We start from the raw sequence: 19,727 nt of genomic DNA, 5'->3' as shown, positions 1-19,727 counted from the left end.
ACGCAAAACAACCTGATGGCACTACCAATGTGCGTTCCAAGGGTGGCGCTACACGTGATAAGATCATGAAAAGTCCGGGTATGGCGCGAACGCGGGAGAATTTCCATGACTTTGGCCGGGCATCGGGTTCCGCCAAGGTGATCAGGCTATGCCTGCGGGGAATGATCAAAGGGCATAAGCTGGCCGACCCGATCCTCTCGGGGAGGCTCAACAGTACCTGCACCCGGATTTTGCGGAGCGACCCGGAGAATGTGCGGGGTGAAAGGGTCATGTGGAAGGGAGACATGAGCTTGCTGAAGGAGTTTGAGTTCTTTACTGAGAAGGATAACGCCTTTCAACAGGTGTTTGGTGCAGCTGTGACTTGTGACGTTGACACGAGCAGCGGTATTTTGAGATTGCATATTGAGTCATTTGATCCTCTCAAGCAACTGCGCATTCCTGTGAATGCCACACATTTCAGGGTACTGTTCAACGGGGCGTCGGTGAATTTCGAGAAGCGGCAATTCGATTGCCGGGAGGAGGAGACTGACTACATGCCCCTGCAAGCTGGTATACTGAGGTGCATTTCGCTTTCGCATGATATGCCTGCTGCTGCGGGACGTTTCCTGATCGCCACGATGGGCATTGTGTTTTACAGGGCGCTGGAGCATGGCGGGTATGAACGGTTAGACGGCGGTGTGATGAAGATCGTGGAGGTCAAGGCGGCGACGCCTGGTGAGGGGAAGCAGCAGGTGAAAAAGGATGCGGCAGCAATGGGAACAGGCGCTGCGGCGGTGGGTGTAGCAGCCTGTGATGCGCCAATGCTGATCGGCTTCAGTCGCGTGAAGCGGCGGCAGTATTGCGACAACTGCGCATTGCCGGCGCTTATGGAAGTGAGCACGCAAGTTGACGGCACATCGACGGTGTCCCTGAAAGCGGTAAAGGGCGCAGAGGCGGCAAGGGCTTCTTTAAAGTCCTGCCGCAAAGAAGCAGGAGTTGCATTAATGAAAGGTCGGCCTAACAGCCATGCTACTTCGCCGCCTTTATGGACAAGGCATGATGGAATATGTTCAATGGATCGTAGTCCGCCTTCACCTGCTGCAGGCGCGGATAGTGTTGCTTATAATATAAACTATACCATGGTACGCCCGATTGATTCCACAGCGGACTGGAGAGGTCTGTATCAGGATGATTGATCATAGCGCCGTCGGTTTGTTCGCAGGGAATAGGCACCCCGCCTGTATCGGCAAACAGGTCTTTGTAGAAATTGCGCACCCAATCCAAGCTGGGCGCGGCTGCCTGCGGATCGATCCATCCGGCATTGCAGGCCACATCCATGATGCTATCGCGTTGTGCGCTTGCGGTTGCGTCTACCGGGTGTTCATTCACTTTTCCACCATAGGTTGCGAATGCCAATCCGCCTCCGATAGTGGCATTGGCCGTAAGGTATTGCCAGGCTGTTGCGATCTGTGCGTCGGTCAATGGATTGCGAAAGAATGCGTCTTTCACTTTTATCTGCGCACTGTCGGATCCGGGCTGAAACAGTTCGGGAAAGGGATTGAGTGCGAAGCGCAGCCAACCACTTTCTTCCAGCTGTTTTGTGAAGGGCAGCTTGATCGGAGTCGCTACTGCATCCAGGTGTTCTCCGATGAGTTGGGCTGCGAGCGGACCGGTTGCGAGCCCTTTCATTTCAATTTTACCCAGGTTGCGGTGATTGAGGAATAGGAAACTGCACAATGGCGTGAACCGTGAATCGGGGGCACTGTTTTGCCCGGCCCATGTTCCGAAGTTTCGAACGAGGTGAGCGAAAGATGTTTCATCGAAGTCCTTCCACTCCCACCCTATGCGAAATGTAATAATCGATGATGGCGCTTTTGGCAATGCCGTAAAGGGATCGGAGCCCACAGCCTGGGGATTGCGCACCCAGTAACGTGTTACGATTCCGAAGTTGCCACCGCCGGCACCCGTATGCGCCCACCAGAGTTCGTGGTGGGGATCGCCGGGTTGGCGCGTTGCTATTGTACTAAGGGCCTTTCCGGCGGCATTTACCGTTACGACCTCCACAGCAAAGAGGTAATCGGCTGCCAGTCCGTATTCACGACAGAGGAAACCGAAGGCGCCGCCGAGTATATGTCCGCCCACGCCGATGCCGGGATGCTCACCGGCCGGCAATACCACTCCCCAGTTGAGAAAGAGCCGCCGATACATCTCCCCTACTGTAACGCCAGCCTCTATAGCAAATGCTCCTTTCAGCTCATCAAATGAAAGACTGGTCATGAGCGATGTATCAATGAGCACCTGTGCGGATGGATCGGACACAAATCCTTCGAGGCAATGGCCACCGCTGCGGACAACAGGCCGCAGTCGATGATCGACCGCATACTGCAGTGCTTCTATCACTTCCTGTGTGGTCGTTGGCAGGAAGATGTAATGCGGCTGCCCCTGAAAGCGTTTATTGAACCGCTTCTGAGCCAGGTCGGCATAACGGATATCATCGGGTGTGATCTTTTGCATGCGCTACATTTACCGGTCTAATCATCCAGACCCTTTCCTTTCAGGATCTCGGGAATGTATTTTTCGATGCGGGACTCGCGGGTCTTTGCCTGCTTGGCGGATGCAAAATACAGCAGGTAGCCTTTTTGCCTTCCGGGTGTGAGCTTTTCGAAGGCCGTACGCAAGGCAGGTCGCTTATCGAGCTTCTTCTGAAACTCTTCCACGACTTTGAAGTCGGCGGTCTTTTTGAGTTTGGGTTTGAGTCCGGCCCGTTCGATCTCGATGGCTTCATAAATGTAGGACTTTATCACTTTTGCCAGCTTGGTGATCTCCTTCATATTGGTGAAGCGGATCTGTCGGGCTACCTGTACATTCCTGGTTTGCTGTATCAATATTCCACTGGGATCATTGAGCAAGGAACCCTTAAAGAACAACAGGGCGCAATAGTCCTTAAAGCCGTGTATCAGTACGATGTTACTCTTCTGATAGGAATAACAGGGTTGGCCCCATTTCAACTCTTCGGTGAGGTCGCAAGCCAGCACGATGTCGCGCAACTTCTCAAATTCCTTCTGCCATTTGGTGGCCCTGTCTATGAATTCATCAATCTTCGGATTCATGTTATTCATTTAATGGTGATGTATTTGGATGTATATGCAGCGGACCGTTTATACCCTGACGGATCCCCGGAAGCCGCGGGCCGCATAATACGACTCTGCCCCATTGTGGTACATAAAGACATGGTTATAACGCTTGTCACAAAAAATCGCGCCACCTAATTTCCGGATCTCTGCGGGCGTTTTTACCCAGCTCGACGTTTTGGTATCGAAGTTGCCCAGGGTTTGCAATTCGCGGTATTCTTCTTCCGTTAGTATCTCTACACCGATCGCAGCCGCCATTTCGAGGGCACTGTCTTCGGGTTTATGTTCTTTCCTGGATGCCAGCGCTTCACCATCGTAACAAATGCTCCGGCGGCCTTTGGGACTTTCGGGCGAACAATCGTAGAACAAATATTCATCCGTCTTCTTATCGTACCCTACTACATCGGGCTCCCCTTCGGTGATCTCCATTTCGTTGAGGGTTACCAGTTTTGCGGGACTTGCTTCGAGTTTCGCTTGCACATCCTCCCACTTAATGCCTTTGTGACGTTGAGGATGTTTATCAAAACGGGCCTTCAGTGTTTTCAGCAGGCCGGTCACTTCTTCTGTAGTTAATTTCTTTTTGCTCATACGACTATTGATTATTGGTTGGCTAGTGCGAGTTTTCTGGTTGCTGGCCGGAAGTACCAGGATACTACGGTAAGGATTAACAACAATAATGGAGGGAAGATACCACCGGGATTGCCGGCTGCGATGTGCGAATAGATCGCTCCCGCCATCATAAAGAAAAATCCTGCATAAGCCCACTCTTTCAACAAGGGAAACTTTGGGATCAATACCACCAGCACGCCCAGTACCTTGGTGATACCGAGGAGGGTGAGCAGGTATTCGGGGTATCCCAAATCTAGTATAAATTTCGTTTCGTCTTTCAAATGGAACAACTGTACGTATCCGGTGGAGAGCATTCCGAGTGCCAGCCACGCTGTGGCGACCCAATAAATAATCTTGTGTGCTTTTTTCATGATTGGTTTTATTTAAGGTTACTAACTATTTCCTGCAATCGATTGTGTGCAAAGTTGATGCCTTGCGCAAAAGGCATTTTAAGGAGCTGATCGCGCAATTCGCCGGTTTTGAAGATGATGTGCATGTTGAGCCTGCTGGTATCTTCGGTGAGCGCTTCGAACTGAAGGAATTCCAGCTGTACGGCGAACTGCGTATTTTCCATTTCGAAGGTTCGGGTGATCCTTTGATCTGTCACGAACTCGTGGTATACCCCGTTCATGCGAATGGCCACGACACCCTGTGGATTGGATGTTTCGAACTGATAACGGCCACCGGGGAAGCTTTCCAGTTTCAATACTTTGGTGCCCATCCATTGTTCCACTATTTCCGGCTCGGCAAACGCCCTGAAGAGCAGATCTACGGGGAGATCGAACTCGCGGGTGATGAGTATCTCCTGTTTCCCTTTTTCGGCATTGACCTTTGTTTTACGTTCCATGGTGCTTTACTTTTTGGGTTTGTATTTTTTCATGATGGATTCCAGTTTATTGAAGCGATCGTCCCAGAGGTCGCGGAACGGCTCGATGAAGTCGGCTATCTCTTTCATCTTTTGGGGATTGAGGTGATAGAATATTTCCCGGCCGTTTTGCTCCTGCTCGAGCAGTTCGCATTCGGTGAGGATGGCGAGGTGCTTGGATACAGTAGGGCGGGCAGTATCGAAGTTGGCTGCGATAGCGCCGGCGCTCATGGCCTGCGCGGCTACCAGCAGCAGGATAGCCCTCCTGGTAGGATCGGCTATGGCCTGGAAAACGTCGCGTCGTAGGTTCATCATGTAGCTATTTGACTACAAATATATGTGTAGCCATATAACTACGCAAATTTTTCTTTGGGAGGGCGGACGAAACCTGTCACGGAGAGCGTGCTGTGACTTTTAAATCAAGGGATTGGAGGGGATTTTCTTTTTAACATTGGGGGTTGTCTGAAGCCGGGGAGCGGGAGATCAATGAGGCCGGGAAAGGTTGCCAGGAGCAAGGAGCGTATGATCTTTTTAGCTGGGCAAGCAACCCGGGGGTACGGAAGACATTTTCAGTTAACCGAAAACAGTAACTTTGAATAAGCTAACTTACCCCTCTCTCCTATCCGCTACTGAAAGTCCACGCATGTGCTTATTGTCAAATGTAATCGCTACGCGATAAAACCACAAGCGCATGGCTCAACAAATTTTCAACAGGACCATCCAGATTGACGGCATCGATATCATCTACCGCGAAGCGGGCGACCCAAAACACCCAGCACTCTTATTGCTACATGGGTTTCCCCGATCATCAACGATGTTCAAAAACCTGATGACGGCGCTTGGCGACCGTTATCACCTGGTTGCTCCCGACTATCCCGGGTTCGGCTTCAGCGCTTTTCCCGACAAGGCAGTTTTTGAATATACGTTCAGCAACCTGTCTGCGATCATCAACGCTTTTACTGATGCCATCGGCCTGCACCGATTCACCATTTACCTTCATGATTATGGTTGCCCCATCGGTCTGCGGCTGAGTGTGGCTCATCCTGAAAAGATTGCCGGTATCATTGTGCAAAATGGCAATGCGTATGCGGAAGGGATCGGTCCGCAGTGGGATGAAACCATTGATTACTGGAAAAACCCTAGTCCGGCAAAAAAGAAAAAAGTATATGCTTTCCTGAGCGAGGAAGGCACGCGGGACCAATACACCAGCGGGTTACCGGAAGCGCTGTGGAACAGGGTGAGCCCGGAGCTGTGGGTGCTGGACTGGGAACGGTTGAGCCGTCCGGGGAACCTCGCTATGCAATACGAACTGAACTGCGATTATCAGCACAACTTCCCGCTATTTCCTGTTTTCCAGGCTTATTTCCGGGAACAGCAGCCTCCTGCACTGGTGATCTGGGGTAAGCATGATCCCTACTTCAGCGTAGCCGAAGCGCACTGCTACCAGCGTGATCTGCCAGCTGCGCAAGTGCACCTGATCGAGGGCAGTCATATGGTACTGGAAACAAATTTCGAGGAGGTATTGAGGCTCGTGGAAGGGTTTCTTGGCCGGAGAAAAAAAGATTAACTAACGGGCCGCACACAAGAATCAGGAAAAACTTTCGAGGAGATGTTGAGGCTTGTGGAAGCAAGGGATGCTCAATGATGAAGTGCTACGGCTCGTGGAGGCCTTTGTTTCGAGCCAAGGATGTTGGAAGGGCCTCTATACGTAGCCCCTAAAAAAAATTGCCGGTAGAAGAATCTACCGGCCTTTTGCTTGCTATATTCCAAAATCTACACCTTCAGGGCTGCGGGTGGTTCGTTTCATGTTGATTATTCTGAAACGCCTGCAGCCGGTCAGTGCTTATTACTTCTTGGGGAGTTCGTCGGCTACAGCATCTTCCCATTTCTCCCACCTTACTACGGCAGGATCATAACCGCTGTAACCCTGGTTTTGCCACAACTTGCCACCACCAGTTGCCTGGATCGCACCGTTGGGGATAGGCCAGTTGATATTGTGTGCGCCGATGGTATATGCGCGGCCCTTTACAACTGCTTTACCTTTATTATAATAGTTGTTGTAACGCGATACGCGGTTGAACCAGTAGCTCTTGGTTGCGAGATCGGCTACTGCATAGGTATTGCCCCACTCGTCGGCCTTGCCGCTCAGTGCGAGACAATAAGACACCCGGCTCAACTCTGCGAAGCGCCATTCTTCCATATTCAACTCACGGGCGCGCTCGTCCATGATATCACCGATCGATACGCTGGTAAAGAGCTGCGTACAGCCTGCACGCTGCCTTACCTTGTTTACGTCGGCCGCCGCTAAATCGGGCTTTCCGAGATAGAACTGCGCTTCGGCACGCAACAGGTAGGTTTCGGCCAGGCGGTAGCAATACAGATCACCAGCGCCACCGCGGTGGTTGGCTTCGTTCGCGTTGCCTGTTTCCAGGGGATCTTCGATGTAATATTTGTAGTGTGGCCAATCGAACCACTGGCGAATGGTATCGTTACACAGGATGTTTCCGGTTGCTCCATAGAGGCGGAGGTTCTTACCAAACCAGGTAGCATTGGCCGGATCATTGTACTTCAGCGAATCTACGCGTGCCCAGTTGCCCACGGTGCTGTTGTGGCGGAGGTCACCAGCGTCGCTGATGTTTGTCCACAGCTCGTTGGTGGCCATATACGTAGGACGGATATGTGCGATTCCACGGCCTAATGCGTGTGTATAGTCATACATAGGACGGAAGTAAGTCGCATTAGATGTTGCCGCATATCTCAAGGCCTGATTCTTACCATCGGGGGTTGTTGTACCCGCCGCATCGAACCAAGGCAGCCAGTTACGCATGCTGTTCATCTTTGTTCCGGCATCTGTTCCGTTGCGGTTCACCATCATGAGGATGGTTTCCTTGTTGGCAGCGATGCCCTTGTTTTCGGGGCGGTGCAGATCCCAGATCACGTTGCGGGTGATGGGCCAGGTTTGGGGATAGGGGTTGATAAAAGTTCCGAAGTTGCCCGTCATCAATGAATAGCCCGACTGATCGATGAGGATATTGGCCTGATCTACCGCTTTCTGGAATTGACCGGTTGCCATATAACATTTGATCAGCAACTGGCGGCAGGCACCTTTGTTTACGAGGCCCACGAGGCTCATATTCTTTTGCTCGGGCACCCACTCTACTGCTTTTTCCATTTCGCCGGTGATCATTTGCAGGATCGCCTCGCGCTTGGTGCTCTTATAATCCACCTTGGGTTGCTTGAGCAGTTGGGTGATGAGGGGTACGTCTTTGAATTTGAATACGAGGTCCATGTAGCGTATCGCACGATGGAAATAAGCACGGCCCAGGTAAACGTTCCGGGTTGCTTCATCCAGGTCTGTTGCGCCGCCTACATAGTTGATCACCGTATTGGCGTACTTAATACCATTATATGTCTCATCCCAGAACCACATCATCCGCTCGGGCATATCGGTAGGCGTTACGCGCGTTGCGATATCGGCCAGGATATTACCATCATCGGTTTTACTGGCAACAGCCATGTCCGAGAACATGTAGTCGGTGCTGATGGGCAAACTCAAATCCTGGTAGGTATAATATGTCCAATATGTACGCAGGTGACGGTCGGCGGTAGCGAGTGCTGCATCGAGACCTGCTTTATTGATCAGCGTACCGTCTGGCGTATAGAATGAGGTAGGGTCCGGCGACAGGAATTCCTTTGTACAACCGGTTTGACTAGTCAGCGCGCCTGCCAATACCACGGCCACCGCTGCTTTTTTGTTGAATATCGTTTGGAGTGTCTTTTTCATTGTTCAATCGTTTTTAGAGGGATACATTTAATCCGAAGTTGAATACCCTGGGGGCCATACCTGAACGGAACAGGTTCTCAGCTTCTGTACGGGTATTGAAGGTTTCGATATCACCATAATCCCAGTTCTTTTCTTTCTTCCAAACTGCTACGTTGCGGATGCTGGCGAATACTTTCACTCTTTCGATACCTGCCTTTGCGATCAGGCTGCGGGGCAGTGTGTAACCCACTGTGATGTTCTCCAGACGGATGAATGAACGATCATACAGCTTGCCGGGCGCACTTGCTCCGGCAGGACCTTTGGCATCCAGACGAGCGTAGTCATTTGTCGGATTTTCGGTTGTCCAGTAGTTCTTCTTCCAGGTATTGGCGAGGTTGGTAACCAGTGAGGTTCCGTTATCCTGGTTGAGGTAGATACCGGCAAGGCTCTTGTGCCCCATGTAAGAATACATATTGAACGAGAAATTGAAATCCTTATAGGTAAACTCGTTGCGGAGCGACCACATGATGGGCGGCGCAGACTGACCGAGGAATACCTTGTCGTTGTCGTTGTACACCGGTGTGGTAGTTCCGTTGGCATTCTTCGTGTCGTCGGCTGTGTAGGTGTTGGCCACTTTGGGATCGCCGGGGCGCTGACCATACAAGGCGGCTTCTGCCACTTCGTTGTTTTGCCATATGCCGGTTACCTGGTAGTTCCAGATCACGCCGATGGGTTGTCCGATGAACCAGCCGTTGCCAATGTCATCTCTTTCACGGTAGCCGGTAACATTACCCTGCGCATCCTTGATAGCTGTAGTGTATTCGTAGTACAGGTGCTGGATCTCGCTTCTGTATTTAGAGATACCGAAGGTGGTATTCCAGGAAAAGTTGCGGTTCTTGATATTGGTCGAGTTGATCGTGATCTCGAAACCTTTGCTCATCACTTTACCAAGGTTGGAAGCGATGTTGTTGACACCGGAGTATCCGGGCAAGCTACGTTTCATGATCATGTCAACTGTAGGCGTAACATAATAATCGAATGAACCGGTGATGCGGTCATTGAGGAAACCGAAATCCAGACCAAAGTTGGCAGACTCCGTTTTCTCCCAGGAAAGCTGCTCGTTGGCCAGGCGATCCATGAACAGGTATTTGTATTGTATCAGGTTACCGTTGTTATCGAGGTAGCCCTGTGTAGCGCCAGAACCTGCGGTGAGGTTAGAATAGGCCATGTACACGTCGGCGAGGGAACGGTTACCATTTTGTCCGTAAGAGATACGCAGTTTACCGGTGCTCATGGGTTCCCATTTGAAGAAGCTTTCGTTGGTAAAGGTCCAGGCGAAGGCTGCAGACAGGAAGTTGGCGCGTTTTTTAGCGGCACCGAATGCTGAGTATCCATCACGACGGATAGATCCGGTTACCATGTAACGGTCGTCGAATGAGTAGAAGAGGCGGGCCAGCATACCATCGGCTGACTCAAGGAGATCTTCGGAGTCGAAGTTACTTTTCGCTTTTTCTGCGTTCTGCACTTCGTGGAATCCGAGGATATCACTCGGCGTGATGTTGCGGGCTTCTATCCTATCCTTCCATTGCTGGCGTTGCTCGGCTTCCTGTACGAGGGTTACGGCTACGCGGTGTTTGCCAAAGAAGGTCTTTTCCCAGTTGATGGTATTGTTAAGTGACCAGTCGAAACGTTGGGTTTGCTCGCGGTTGATGAGACCGTTGGTGGTTTTCCAATCGGGGTGGCTGGATGACTCGTGGTAACGATCGCGGAACTGCTGGTAGCGGGGCGATGCGTTGAACGAGTAAGTGATGCCGAAAGGCAGTTTCACCCGGGCGTTCACGATACCATTAAAGATGGTATAACCTTTCTGCAGGGAGAGGTATTGCTTATCGAAATCGTAGTTATAACCGAGGTTATTCACCATCAGGTCGCCCATGGGGTGCACGGCGAGTTTGCCGGTGGCATCATAATATTGAGCAAAGGGCGCATTGCGGGTGGCCTGGGTTTGCCAGTTGGTGGCGATGCTACCATCGGTACGGTTCTGGAAATTGATGTTGGCGCCGATCTCGAACCACTTGGTCACTTTGAATTCTGTTTTGAAGTTGGAACGGATGGCTTTGTAGTTATCACCTACGATCATTCCTTTATTATCGAGGTAGCCGGCAGACAGGTAGTAGTTGGCCTGGTCGTTGGCGCCGGATACGCTGATATTATAGTCCTGGTTAGTGCCTGTTTGGAAAGAGTGATCGTACCAGTCGAATGTTTTATTGTCGAGGAAGTTCTTTAGCACAACGTCTTGCATGAGGAGGCGCTTTGCCCATACTTCTTCATTGTTATCGGATGCAGCTCCATAAGCTCTCCACTGATCGATGGTAATGCCGTACTTCGTCAGGTTTTCGGCAGTTGGCCGGGCGTAGAAGCCTGGTCTCTTTTGGCCACCCCAGCCTGACATGGTCGTTACCTGGTAGGGTTCATAATTACCCGTTGCCGAATTGGCGCCATAGGTAACAGCAGTGTACCAGTCTTCGCGGTATTTCAGGTAACCGGCTGCATCAAATACTTCGCGATTGGCTCCCATGGTTGATAGACCGAGGTTGCTGGTAAAGTTGATCTTAGGTTTGCCTTTTTGTCCTTTTTTGGTGGTGACTATCAATACACCGTTGGCAGATTTAGCTCCATATACGGCGGCTGCGGACGCGTCTTTCAATACGTCGATCTGCGAGATATCGTCGGGATTGATCTCGGACAGTTCGCCGTAAAAGATCATTCCATCGAGTACGATGAGTGGATCATTGTGACCGGCATCGGTGTACACGGAACGCTGACCGCGGATCTGGATAGAGCCACCGCCTTTGGCGTTGGGGTCGAGTCCGATGCTGAGGCCGGGGGTGCCGCGCAGTACGTCCTGTACAGTGTTGGGGTTTTGATCGGCCAGTTTGTCGGGCTTGATCTGTGTGATGGCGCCGGTGAGGTCCTTTTTGCGGGCCTGTCCGTAGCCAATGACCACAACCTGGTCGAGGTTGTTGGTAGCGGTAAGGGATACTGCGACGAGGCGGCTTGAGGGCACGTTTACTTCCTGCGACTCGTGTCCTACATAAGAGATGACGAGTTTGTCGCCGGGCCTGGCAGTGATCTTGAATTTACCCTCCGCATCGGTTTGTACGGAGTTGGTAGTTCCTTTTACGGTTACGGTAGCTCCCATAGCCTGGCCTTCCGGAATGCGTACCTGACCGGTAACGGCATCCTGGGCGAAAGCGCCGACAGCGATGAGCAGGAAAACGGTAAAAGTAGTGAGTAGTCTAAGCAGCGGGACCAGCCGGTCAGCCTTGCCGGTTTGGCGCCTGATGTTGGAATCAATCATAACAGCAGCAATTTTTGAATTAAAAAACAGCAACCGGATCTACCCTTGCGGGTATTTCCATTTTTAGAGAATTGGTATTAAATCTATGAGCGATCCGCGGGGCGGATGATCGAAGCCTTTTTGTTGAGCCTTATTTTAGGTTGGAGACATGTTTCCTGTCGGGATGTTGAAAACAGGAACGGTGTGTTCCGATCGGTCGGGCAATTTCCGGGTTGGGGAAATGCAGTCGTCTGGGTGTGGATCGTTTTTCCACGGCAAGTCAAAAGTCATAGTCAGTTTTTTTGGAGAGTAGAAACGAGACTAACGCCGCTAAAATTATTATAGCGGGGGCGAATGTAAGGGGGTATAGACGCATAATAAGGGGGCTAATCGTCATTTTACCCCCCATAAAGGATACTACAAAACTACTACAGCGGGTGTTGCACCCTTTTCAACCGCCGTTTGCATGATAACTGATTGGTTACCGGAGGGTAATGCTGAAAACGTTTCATAAAAACCTGAAAGCCTTTCAGGGGGTAAATGTGGTTTTGGAGCGTAAAAAATCCTGGATTGAGTGTAGAAATGACACGGCGGATAAATGAGGGGATGGCGGTAAATGGGTAGTGGCGGGACGGGCGGCGATGGTGATCAGCAGTGCTTCATTATAAATAAGCAATCGATGCCGTCGGTGGCCATGTGCAGGAGGAGACCGATGGCGACGATGCGCGTTTTACGGGGAAGTAGTAAAAGGATGTAGGCGGCGATGGCGGGGTAACTGTGTAAGGGGTGGAAGCCGATGCTGCAACGGCAGGGATCGAAGATGGGATTGGCGAACAGGTGATCGAGGTCGACGAGCATGGTGAGCAGGAGGATACCATACATGCGGAGCCATTTCGACCGGTCGATCGCGAGGGCTACGATGAGGGGAAAGCCAAAATGCAGGAAATAATGAATGGCCTGTTGCATGCGGGCGCGAAGGTAATATTATTTGTTTGGGGCGGGTGGCTTAGCGTTCAGCCGTTTGGGATCAGGTGGTGGTTAGTTGATGGGGTCCCGCGGCGGACCGGGATCCATATTTCTTCTTCTGACTGGGGATCGGTATTGGAATATTTGGGACCGAGGACTTCGAAATGGGGGCGGTGGTCCAATTCATACGGTGAGCCGGGCAGCCAGGTGCCGAAGATGTATTGGAAGATGGCCGGATCGCCGGCCGGTCCTTTGTAATCGAATACGGCGTAAAGACCTCCTGCGAGGATGAATGTTTGCATACCTGTGGGAACGTCCTCGTCGCCGTTCACTACTACTGCGGCCCATTTCTGAAACGAGGTAGCCGGATTGAAGCTCGTGTAATAATCGGACGGGTAAACCTGGAGGGAATACAGATCGTTGGATAGGGTGTTGATGATCTCCTTACGGCGCGGCATAAAACTTCGCCAGAGGGCGCCGGTGGTATTGTTGACCAGGCTCATCGTTGTGCTTATACCTACCAGTTTCTTTTCTTCGAGGGCTTCTATGCGGGGCGTCATCGGACAAAGATATTGATGCGATAGCAGACATTCATTGGGTTCTGAGCATTGACAGCTTGTTCCGTCGAAATAAACAACAGGACGAGTTAGCGATTAAACCACCTCGCCCTGTCGATCTTCAAGGTCATGGATTCCTGGCATCCGAAATGAGTTGTGTTTTACGCAACGAGTACCGGCGACGGCTCGAGGGTGCGTAATAACTGAGCGATGCCGGCGACGGTGCAGCCAGTGAGATCGGCGGTCACCAGCGCAACCAGGCTGGTACCATCGGAGGCGGCTACCAACTCCTGCAAGCGTAAAAATTTCACACTGGCTGGTGTGGTTTTGAAGAGATTCTGGACAGTTTTGCGGTCGTCCTCGCCATTTTCCCAAACGGCCAGTCCATTGCCCAATCCCAGGTTGAGTGCCCCGAACAGTGAGTTTACGACGGCGCCGGCGTCACTGGCGCTTGGCGCCAGCCGGTTGTTGGCCACCAGGAATACGGCATTGACGCCTACGGGCATCCACCGGTATATCCAGATCACGTTCTCAAATTCGCTGGATGTGCCATTGTAAAATGGCACTGGCGGCAATCCGTCTTTCTTGAAAGGCCAGGGTATGCTGGCAAATTGCAACAAACAGCTTACTCCCCAGGCTGCACGCGACAGTATCTTCATCACAAACGGGTCCATCTTATCTGTATTGGGTGGCACGGCATCGATTACGGACGTCATGATACCCCAGATCCAGGTTCCAAATGCGTTGGCCATGCCGAGGGCCACCTTCGCTACCTGAAGGGTATCCTGCAACTCAGCTTCCGTAAGATTGTGCCCTCCTACCCCATTCATTTGCTTGTTCGTGTTAAGGCCTGCATCCTGCAGCAAGGATTGCGCGTTGAATACGGTTGTAAAATTTGTCACGGACGTGCTATCGGGATAAGGCGTTTTACCAAATGCAGTTTTGTAGACCGTGGTTACCGGCAGCGCAATGATGAGGGATACGAGGTTTACAAAACTCAAAGGCTGTCCGTTGCTGGCCAGTTTGAAGAGATCCGACACTACGGGCATGTCCCATTCGGCCGTGAGCAGTGTTTGGAGGCCTCCGAGCAACGCGATGATCGCTTCGATGAGGGCCTGACAGATCGCGTTGGCCATTTGCAGGGCAAACAGGCTGAAGCCTTTCAACAGGCTCAACAATGCGGCGACGGTGTTGGCCACTACCTCGTCGGGGTTGTTTTTGGCTTGTATGAAATAATTGACGGCGTCGGTAAATGCTGTATTGCCGGTGAATGCGTCGGCCTGCTGCGTGAGCAGCGCGATGATCTGCTCCACATCTTTTAAGAATTGCGGAGTGGCCCCGAGCTCCTGCCCAACCTGGGTGGCGAATTTCGCATTGTTGATGAAGGCGGTGTATATTATATTATGCCGTGTATCGTCGGTGTTGACCGGTGCAGGTGGTAACTGGCCGCCGATGCTGGTGAAGCTATTGTTCATTTCTCCGTTGGCGATCATTTTATCGAATGCATCGCCGACCTTTTCCTGTGCATCATCAAACAGGTCTGCGAGCTTGTTGGACAGGCTGGTGAGGGCTGTTTGCTGAAAGCTGAACATTTCTTTGATACCAAATGCGATGACCTGGGCTGTTCGTCCGATGTGTTTCCAAAGGAATATCCAGGCCAGCCAGTCCCGGAGTTGTTTAAACCCTACTTTGACCTTCTCAAACACTTCTTCTGCCAGGTCGAGCAGCTGGTTGATGTGATGCACTACTGCATCGAATGCATGTTTGATGCCATTGACCACTACGGTAAATGCCACGCGGATCCCGTTGGCGGTGGCGGCCGTAGTGAAATCGAACAGCGTAACGATCCCGTTTTTGATATTGGCAAAGAGATCGCCCCAGTCAACATCGAGTCCAAAGATGCCAACCGTGCGCAAGCCGGGCAGGGTGCCATTTTGTGCGAAGCGTTCTGCAGCTTCGGCGGGTGTCAATGCTGTATAGCGTGGTTGATGGCCCGAGAGATCGGCATGCCAGTATTGATCCGGACCATTATAAGGCAAGGGGATCGATCCCTGTGAGGCTGGGATGTAGCGCGCCACATGGGGATTGGTATCGGGATGCAGGAAGGTGGGTTGGTTATGTTCGACTTCGGTCGGCAATAGTAATGATACGGCCGATTTGACCAATTGAGCAACCTGCGCCACTACGGCGGGCTGCCGGTTTTCTGTTCCCTGCACGAGTGGTGTTTCGTTGCCGTCATTGTCAGTCATCATGGCAGCCAGGAGATCAAATCCTTCGTTATCGAGGTTGGCCAGCCGCCGTTGTATGGTACCGCTGGCGTTGAGCAGGAGTTTATCGCCCGATGGCATCAGGGGTGTTTGTACATAGAGTGCGGGTACGCCGAGGCTATTGGTTTTGATGACTATGTTTACTGATCCCGATGGGTCTGTGGCGCCTTGCCACACATTGTCTTTATCGAGCCAAACGGATGCGCCGTTGATGGTTACGGATACCGGTAGTTCGGATGAGATGGTAAGTGCTGCTGCAGGTGATACCACGTTGTTGTTTTCGTACACGGTTAATTGCAGATCGTAGGCTGTGACTTCTTCGGTGTGGCCAATACCCAGGTCAACCTCTTCGCAATTCCACTCCAGGCTGCCGGGTTGCTGCCAGATATGGTAGAGTTTATGGTCGGTGGTTGATGCAAATACTTCGGTGAAACCATCGGGGTTCTGCACGCTGATGAGATCGAGAAAGGGGTAATCCGAAAAAAGGGGCGTTAAGGTAGTCCAGCCATGGCCGTCGGGTTCCTGCCGCACGTGGTATAATTTATGATCCGATCCGACGGCAAAGACTTCCATGAGGCCTTCATTGTTTTGTCCGCCGGTAATTGCCTGCACGGGTATATCGCCATTGAGCTTTTGCGTGCCGAAACGTTTGGTATCGGTATCGAGCGGATAGAAATAATACAGGGCCTTTTCGCTTTTCACTAATGCGAATGGTTCATCATACCCTTTGTTGTTGCGGGCCACCGTCATGGGACCAAATGGTCCCGCGAGCCATCGCCCGAATGCATCCTTGAGGCCCAAACCGATGATGCCCCGATCGTCGCTGGTGTCAATTGATTGTTGACAAGAGTAATTGCCGGGCTGCAAGGTGTAGCTAATATGATCATGCGCAACCGGCAGGAAGGCGGGGCTCCAGTCGTAGGGGTAAATGGTGGCAATTCCAAATTCAACAGCGGCGGTGCTGTTGAAGGGCAGGTATAGGTAATAGGAAAATTCATATCCGGCCCCTGCTACCAGGAATGGATTACCATTTGCATCATAGCAGGTAGCGATGCCTGCGTTGATGACCAAAGGAGATTGCGGCAGGGTCACTGACTTCCATTGCTGAGTGGGATCGGCATCATTGAGGTACCGCAGCTCACCATTGTTGTTACATACGGCATAGACGGTGATAGTACCGTCTTTGTTGGTGCCCGCCGCTACGAATGTAACGGGCGTGGGTGGCTGCGGCATCGTTATTTCGCTCCATCCCGTATCGCTGGAGGGATCGGGGTAGAGCTTGTGAATAACGCCTTGATCATCGACCGAGAACAGGACGGGTTGATGGGTTGCATTGATGGTTGTTGCGAGCTTGAACTTCAGGCCAGGACCGGGTGAAAAGGGTGTTGCGCTGCGGTAATACTGGGTGAGGCGGGAGCTGACGGATAGCTGCTGTGCAGGGCCGCCAGCCAAACTTGTGTTTGCTGCATTCATGACTGTAGGTTTAATGGTAAAAAATGAACGATTCTCTACCAATTTACCTACGTGTATGCGACTTTCGGGTAGTGATGTATGTGAATGGCGTGTTTTTGTATGTGAAACCTGGAAAAACTGCTGATGCAATCAGGTGCTACTTAAACTTTATAGTGTGCGGGTTGGGCCATTTAGCCATTGATTCAATTTCTCTCTTACAGCGTCGAGGCCAGACTTGGCGGGATAGGCGATGAATTCAACGAGGTTCCCGTTTACGACCAAAAGTACCTCACCCGTTCCGTGGAAGTTAAACCCATTGTATTGTACCCGTTGTTCGAGTAGCCAATCAATAACATATTCTTTGCTTTCATCGAAGCAATCGATCCTGCAAACCGGAATATTGACGTCAGCCATTTCTGACAAGGCTTTTTTGAACACCTGGCGCGACCCTCTTTCGGGCCCAGACCAGTCGACTTGTATGTACAGGACAACCCTTTCCTGTTTCAGCAGCCGCATAAACTCGCCTGGTGTATTTACCTCAGGAAACTCATCCTCGATATTGTACCTCATTACTACCTATTTGGATAAATATAAACATTCAGGGATAACTATATGGGAAGGAGTTTGGGAAGAATGGTGCACAGGTAATCTTTGAAATCAGGAACAGTTATCTCCTGCCCCCTGGAGAAGCCACCATGCTCAAACGCTATCCTTAAGTAGTTAATAAAGGTAGTATTATGCTCTTCGTTCAGAAACAGCCCGTCAATGGATGGGCCTGGAGTTATCTCTATTCCATATGCAGGCCCGCCGCTAATATTGTCCTTATGTAAATAGTCGGCCGACAATTGAAGGTATTCAATGGGCTCTTCGTTTTCAGCCATTTCTATTAGTTCGTCCAGCATATCATTCAAAGGGAATAACTGGATAGGATCGGCACCTTCCCAAGGAATCTCATCATCTGTATCATAATCCCAAGCGAAATTGCATGACCCGACTATTTGATAAAACATTTTTATAGATTCTGGCACAGCACCAACGCTTCTCACAGTTTTATCTAATTTCTCAATTAACTTTTCCGTTTCCTGGGCAGGTTTACAGATAGGATTTTGAAAATCATAGTCAGTTTCCTTACAAAAATTATATCCCCTTAGGGCAAGTTCAGCGTGTATCAACTCCAGATTATGCGCCACCCTTCTAAAAGTTTCACGCAATACATCTATAATATCTGCATAATATTCGGGTTGATAGGCTTTTTCCTCCAATTTTAGGATCTCGGCATATACTGTTTTGCATTCTCCTTTCTTGTATCTGTCCGTAAGAGTCATTTTCTAAAATATGATTATGAGACCGCAGTAAATCGCACCAAAAGAACAAAATTCTACCCGACTGCAAAAGTTTATGCAATCTTTATCGCTTTTGCATCTAATTTAGAAAACCTATGCGCCTACTGATTTCATTCGTCGCCTTACTGATGACCCTTTCAGGCTGCCGAAATACTCCCCGCGTCCGGGAAACGGCGGGCCCAAAAACCTGGGTGGATTCCATTGCCTCTATCGACACAACCTGCTTACAAGAGATTGATTCGGCAAAGGCCGACCTGCAAAAAGGGAAACTGGTCTTTTGCAAACTGGTGAGCCTTCATATTGAGCCTCTGTCAGATAAGTACCTAATGGACTCCCTGCTGGGGAAGTTTGGTATTTCCTACCAACTCGGCCTCGTTCCGGATGCCATTGTGGAAGACCAGACTCCCGTTTGTTATTGCAGGTATATGAGAGACCAGATCATTACCAAATTTGGACGTGCTTTTGTTGACTCTGTGCAACACGCGATGGATAGTTTGGCTGCTATGAATGCCGGGGACGGTAGACAATAATCCTACATCTCATTGTGGCATGCATTTTTAGGCTGGAGACTTTCCGGCGGAATTGCACATAGAATAAAAAAGCCTGCATTAGATGAAACAGCAGGCCTTATTCGTAAATATTGTTCCATATCCATCAAACCAATGAAATATCATCCACCTCTGAAAAGTGCTTATCATTTGTGTACAAGGGAAGATCATACTGTAATGCAGTTGCAGCTATCCAAATATCATTTTCAGGGATAGGCTTACCTTTCGTGAGCAATGCTGCTTTTACTTTGGCACAAGCTTCAGCAGTAACCTAGTCAGCATTCAAAACAGTGCATCTCAACAAGAAAGCCTTGATCTGCGCCATGTGCTTTTGTTCGTTAGCAGAACGGTAAGCTCCTAAATATAATTCAGCCTATACAGCCGTAGCGATAAAAACATTATGTTGTCCATCTAAAAAACTCAGGATCTTCTGATCACCTTTGAACAACTCAATCACTATATTGGTATCTAATAGCACTTTATTTCCAGTCATCGGGATTTATTTGCTCAAAACTTTCTTCAATAATACGCTTCATCTCATCAGCTTCTTCTGCAGACCAAATGCCTGAGAAGTCCTTAAAACTTTTACGTTCAACAGGATGCAGCTTACTTTTACTAATTAGACTCTCAACTTCATCCAGCACAGCATCATTCTCAATTTTGAGAATCTCTTCAATCAAATGCAACTTCTTTGCTTCGCCGTACATAACTCATTGGTTTATTGCCATATCTACAAAATAAATGGCTATTTAAAAGGAAGATATTTAGGCCTGATCCCTTTCACAAAAACTATTCAAAGTATGATGCCATGCTGCAATTATTCAGGAATGATGGTAACCTTTATGCCAAACAGTAATTAATATTCTATTTATTAATAGGAACTTTTTACAGATTTGCCAATTCTATC

Annotated in this window: 16 protein-coding genes; 2 read left to right on the top strand and 14 right to left on the bottom strand. The window is 50.3% G+C overall.

Annotated elements, in window-relative coordinates; genetic code table 11:
• Nucleotides 1-1,008 precede the first annotated feature (1,008 nt).
• The 6 genes from P2H89_RS33285 to P2H89_RS33260 are packed head-to-tail and all read right to left on the bottom strand — an operon-like array spanning nucleotide 1,009 to nucleotide 4,896.
• A complete protein-coding gene (locus P2H89_RS33285) occupies nucleotides 1,009-2,493 on the bottom strand; it encodes an FAD-binding oxidoreductase (RefSeq protein ID WP_275835484.1) in 1,485 nt (494 codons plus the stop codon).
• Nucleotides 2,494-2,510: 17 nt separating this feature from the next.
• On the bottom strand, nucleotides 2,511-3,089 hold the full coding sequence (locus P2H89_RS33280; RefSeq protein ID WP_275835482.1) for a DUF1801 domain-containing protein: 579 nt from the start codon (nucleotides 3,087-3,089) through the stop codon (nucleotides 2,511-2,513).
• 48 nt (nucleotides 3,090-3,137) lie between these two features.
• Nucleotides 3,138-3,698 carry a DUF4256 domain-containing protein gene (locus P2H89_RS33275; protein WP_275835480.1) on the bottom strand — a complete coding sequence of 187 codons (561 nt, stop codon included), beginning with the start codon at nucleotides 3,696-3,698 and terminating at the stop codon, nucleotides 3,138-3,140.
• Nucleotides 3,699-3,709: 11 nt separating this feature from the next.
• Nucleotides 3,710-4,090 carry a DoxX family protein gene (locus tag P2H89_RS33270; protein WP_275835478.1) on the bottom strand — a complete coding sequence of 127 codons (381 nt, stop codon included), beginning with the start codon at nucleotides 4,088-4,090 and terminating at the stop codon, nucleotides 3,710-3,712.
• A gap of 8 nt (nucleotides 4,091-4,098) precedes the next feature.
• The gene (locus tag P2H89_RS33265) at nucleotides 4,099-4,566 is read right to left on the bottom strand and encodes an SRPBCC domain-containing protein (protein ID WP_275835476.1); all 468 of its coding nucleotides are present in this window, start codon (nucleotides 4,564-4,566) and stop codon (nucleotides 4,099-4,101) included.
• A 6-nt stretch (nucleotides 4,567-4,572) separates the two neighbouring features.
• Nucleotides 4,573-4,896, bottom strand: coding sequence for a metalloregulator ArsR/SmtB family transcription factor (locus P2H89_RS33260; RefSeq protein WP_275835600.1), 324 nt, complete (start codon nucleotides 4,894-4,896; stop codon nucleotides 4,573-4,575).
• Nucleotides 4,897-5,275: 379 nt separating this feature from the next.
• On the opposite strand from P2H89_RS33260, the gene P2H89_RS33255 reads away from it, so the two are divergent.
• Entirely contained in the window at nucleotides 5,276-6,151 is an 876-nt protein-coding gene (locus P2H89_RS33255) for an alpha/beta hydrolase (RefSeq protein ID WP_275835474.1), read from the top strand.
• A gap of 279 nt (nucleotides 6,152-6,430) precedes the next feature.
• Here P2H89_RS33255 and P2H89_RS33250 read toward each other — a convergent pair whose 3' ends face one another.
• The 7 genes from P2H89_RS33250 to P2H89_RS33220 form a co-directional block, all read right to left on the bottom strand.
• Complete coding sequence (locus P2H89_RS33250; protein ID WP_275835472.1) at nucleotides 6,431-8,368, bottom strand: RagB/SusD family nutrient uptake outer membrane protein; 1,938 nt, start codon at nucleotides 8,366-8,368, stop codon at nucleotides 6,431-6,433.
• A gap of 13 nt (nucleotides 8,369-8,381) precedes the next feature.
• A complete protein-coding gene (locus tag P2H89_RS33245) occupies nucleotides 8,382-11,708 on the bottom strand; it encodes a SusC/RagA family TonB-linked outer membrane protein (protein WP_275835470.1) in 3,327 nt (1,108 codons plus the stop codon).
• Between the two features lie 627 nt (nucleotides 11,709-12,335).
• Nucleotides 12,336-12,653: a DUF6122 family protein gene (locus tag P2H89_RS33240; protein ID WP_275835468.1), complete on the bottom strand. Its 318-nt coding sequence runs from the start codon at nucleotides 12,651-12,653 to the stop codon at nucleotides 12,336-12,338.
• Between the two features lie 47 nt (nucleotides 12,654-12,700).
• Complete coding sequence (locus P2H89_RS33235) at nucleotides 12,701-13,213, bottom strand: GyrI-like domain-containing protein (protein WP_275835466.1); 513 nt, start codon at nucleotides 13,211-13,213, stop codon at nucleotides 12,701-12,703.
• A 158-nt stretch (nucleotides 13,214-13,371) separates the two neighbouring features.
• The gene (locus P2H89_RS33230) at nucleotides 13,372-16,950 is read right to left on the bottom strand and encodes a hypothetical protein (protein ID WP_275835464.1); all 3,579 of its coding nucleotides are present in this window, start codon (nucleotides 16,948-16,950) and stop codon (nucleotides 13,372-13,374) included.
• A gap of 147 nt (nucleotides 16,951-17,097) precedes the next feature.
• The gene (locus P2H89_RS33225; RefSeq protein ID WP_275835462.1) at nucleotides 17,098-17,499 is read right to left on the bottom strand and encodes a hypothetical protein; all 402 of its coding nucleotides are present in this window, start codon (nucleotides 17,497-17,499) and stop codon (nucleotides 17,098-17,100) included.
• Nucleotides 17,500-17,537: 38 nt separating this feature from the next.
• Entirely contained in the window at nucleotides 17,538-18,254 is a 717-nt protein-coding gene (locus P2H89_RS33220; protein ID WP_275835461.1) for a hypothetical protein, read from the bottom strand.
• Nucleotides 18,255-18,367: 113 nt separating this feature from the next.
• On the opposite strand from P2H89_RS33220, the gene P2H89_RS33215 reads away from it, so the two are divergent.
• The gene (locus P2H89_RS33215) at nucleotides 18,368-18,802 is read left to right on the top strand and encodes a hypothetical protein (protein WP_275835459.1); all 435 of its coding nucleotides are present in this window, start codon (nucleotides 18,368-18,370) and stop codon (nucleotides 18,800-18,802) included.
• 497 nt (nucleotides 18,803-19,299) lie between these two features.
• On the opposite strand, the gene P2H89_RS33210 is transcribed toward P2H89_RS33215, so the two are convergent.
• Nucleotides 19,300-19,527, bottom strand: a complete 228-nt coding sequence (locus tag P2H89_RS33210) for a hypothetical protein (protein WP_275835457.1) — start codon at nucleotides 19,525-19,527, stop codon at nucleotides 19,300-19,302.
• Between the last annotated feature and the right edge of the window lie 200 nt (nucleotides 19,528-19,727).

This window comes from Paraflavitalea sp. CAU 1676, assembly GCF_029223285.1.
In the GTDB taxonomy this organism is placed as follows: Bacteria; Bacteroidota; Bacteroidia; order Chitinophagales; family Chitinophagaceae; genus Paraflavitalea.
Note: the sequence above shows the minus strand (reverse complement) of the source record. Positions and strands in the feature narration are given on the sequence as shown.

Coding starts and splice junctions, on each gene's coding strand:
- P2H89_RS33255 (WP_275835474.1), top strand. CDS start 5,276: ATGGCTCAACAAATTTTCAACAGGACCATCCAGATTGACGGCATCGAT.
- P2H89_RS33285 (WP_275835484.1), bottom strand. CDS start 2,493: ATGCAAAAGATCACACCCGATGATATCCGTTATGCCGACCTGGCTCAG.
- P2H89_RS33280 (WP_275835482.1), bottom strand. CDS start 3,089: ATGAATCCGAAGATTGATGAATTCATAGACAGGGCCACCAAATGGCAG.
- P2H89_RS33265 (WP_275835476.1), bottom strand. CDS start 4,566: ATGGAACGTAAAACAAAGGTCAATGCCGAAAAAGGGAAACAGGAGATA.
- P2H89_RS33220 (WP_275835461.1), bottom strand. CDS start 18,254: ATGACTCTTACGGACAGATACAAGAAAGGAGAATGCAAAACAGTATAT.
- P2H89_RS33275 (WP_275835480.1), bottom strand. CDS start 3,698: ATGAGCAAAAAGAAATTAACTACAGAAGAAGTGACCGGCCTGCTGAAA.
- P2H89_RS33240 (WP_275835468.1), bottom strand. CDS start 12,653: ATGCAACAGGCCATTCATTATTTCCTGCATTTTGGCTTTCCCCTCATC.
- P2H89_RS33260 (WP_275835600.1), bottom strand. CDS start 4,896: ATGAACCTACGACGCGACGTTTTCCAGGCCATAGCCGATCCTACCAGG.
- P2H89_RS33270 (WP_275835478.1), bottom strand. CDS start 4,090: ATGAAAAAAGCACACAAGATTATTTATTGGGTCGCCACAGCGTGGCTG.
- P2H89_RS33210 (WP_275835457.1), bottom strand. CDS start 19,527: ATGTACGGCGAAGCAAAGAAGTTGCATTTGATTGAAGAGATTCTCAAA.
- P2H89_RS33215 (WP_275835459.1), top strand. CDS start 18,368: ATGCGCCTACTGATTTCATTCGTCGCCTTACTGATGACCCTTTCAGGC.
- P2H89_RS33245 (WP_275835470.1), bottom strand. CDS start 11,708: ATGATTGATTCCAACATCAGGCGCCAAACCGGCAAGGCTGACCGGCTG.
- P2H89_RS33235 (WP_275835466.1), bottom strand. CDS start 13,213: ATGACGCCCCGCATAGAAGCCCTCGAAGAAAAGAAACTGGTAGGTATA.
- P2H89_RS33225 (WP_275835462.1), bottom strand. CDS start 17,499: ATGAGGTACAATATCGAGGATGAGTTTCCTGAGGTAAATACACCAGGC.
- P2H89_RS33250 (WP_275835472.1), bottom strand. CDS start 8,368: ATGAAAAAGACACTCCAAACGATATTCAACAAAAAAGCAGCGGTGGCC.
- P2H89_RS33230 (WP_275835464.1), bottom strand. CDS start 16,950: ATGAATGCAGCAAACACAAGTTTGGCTGGCGGCCCTGCACAGCAGCTA.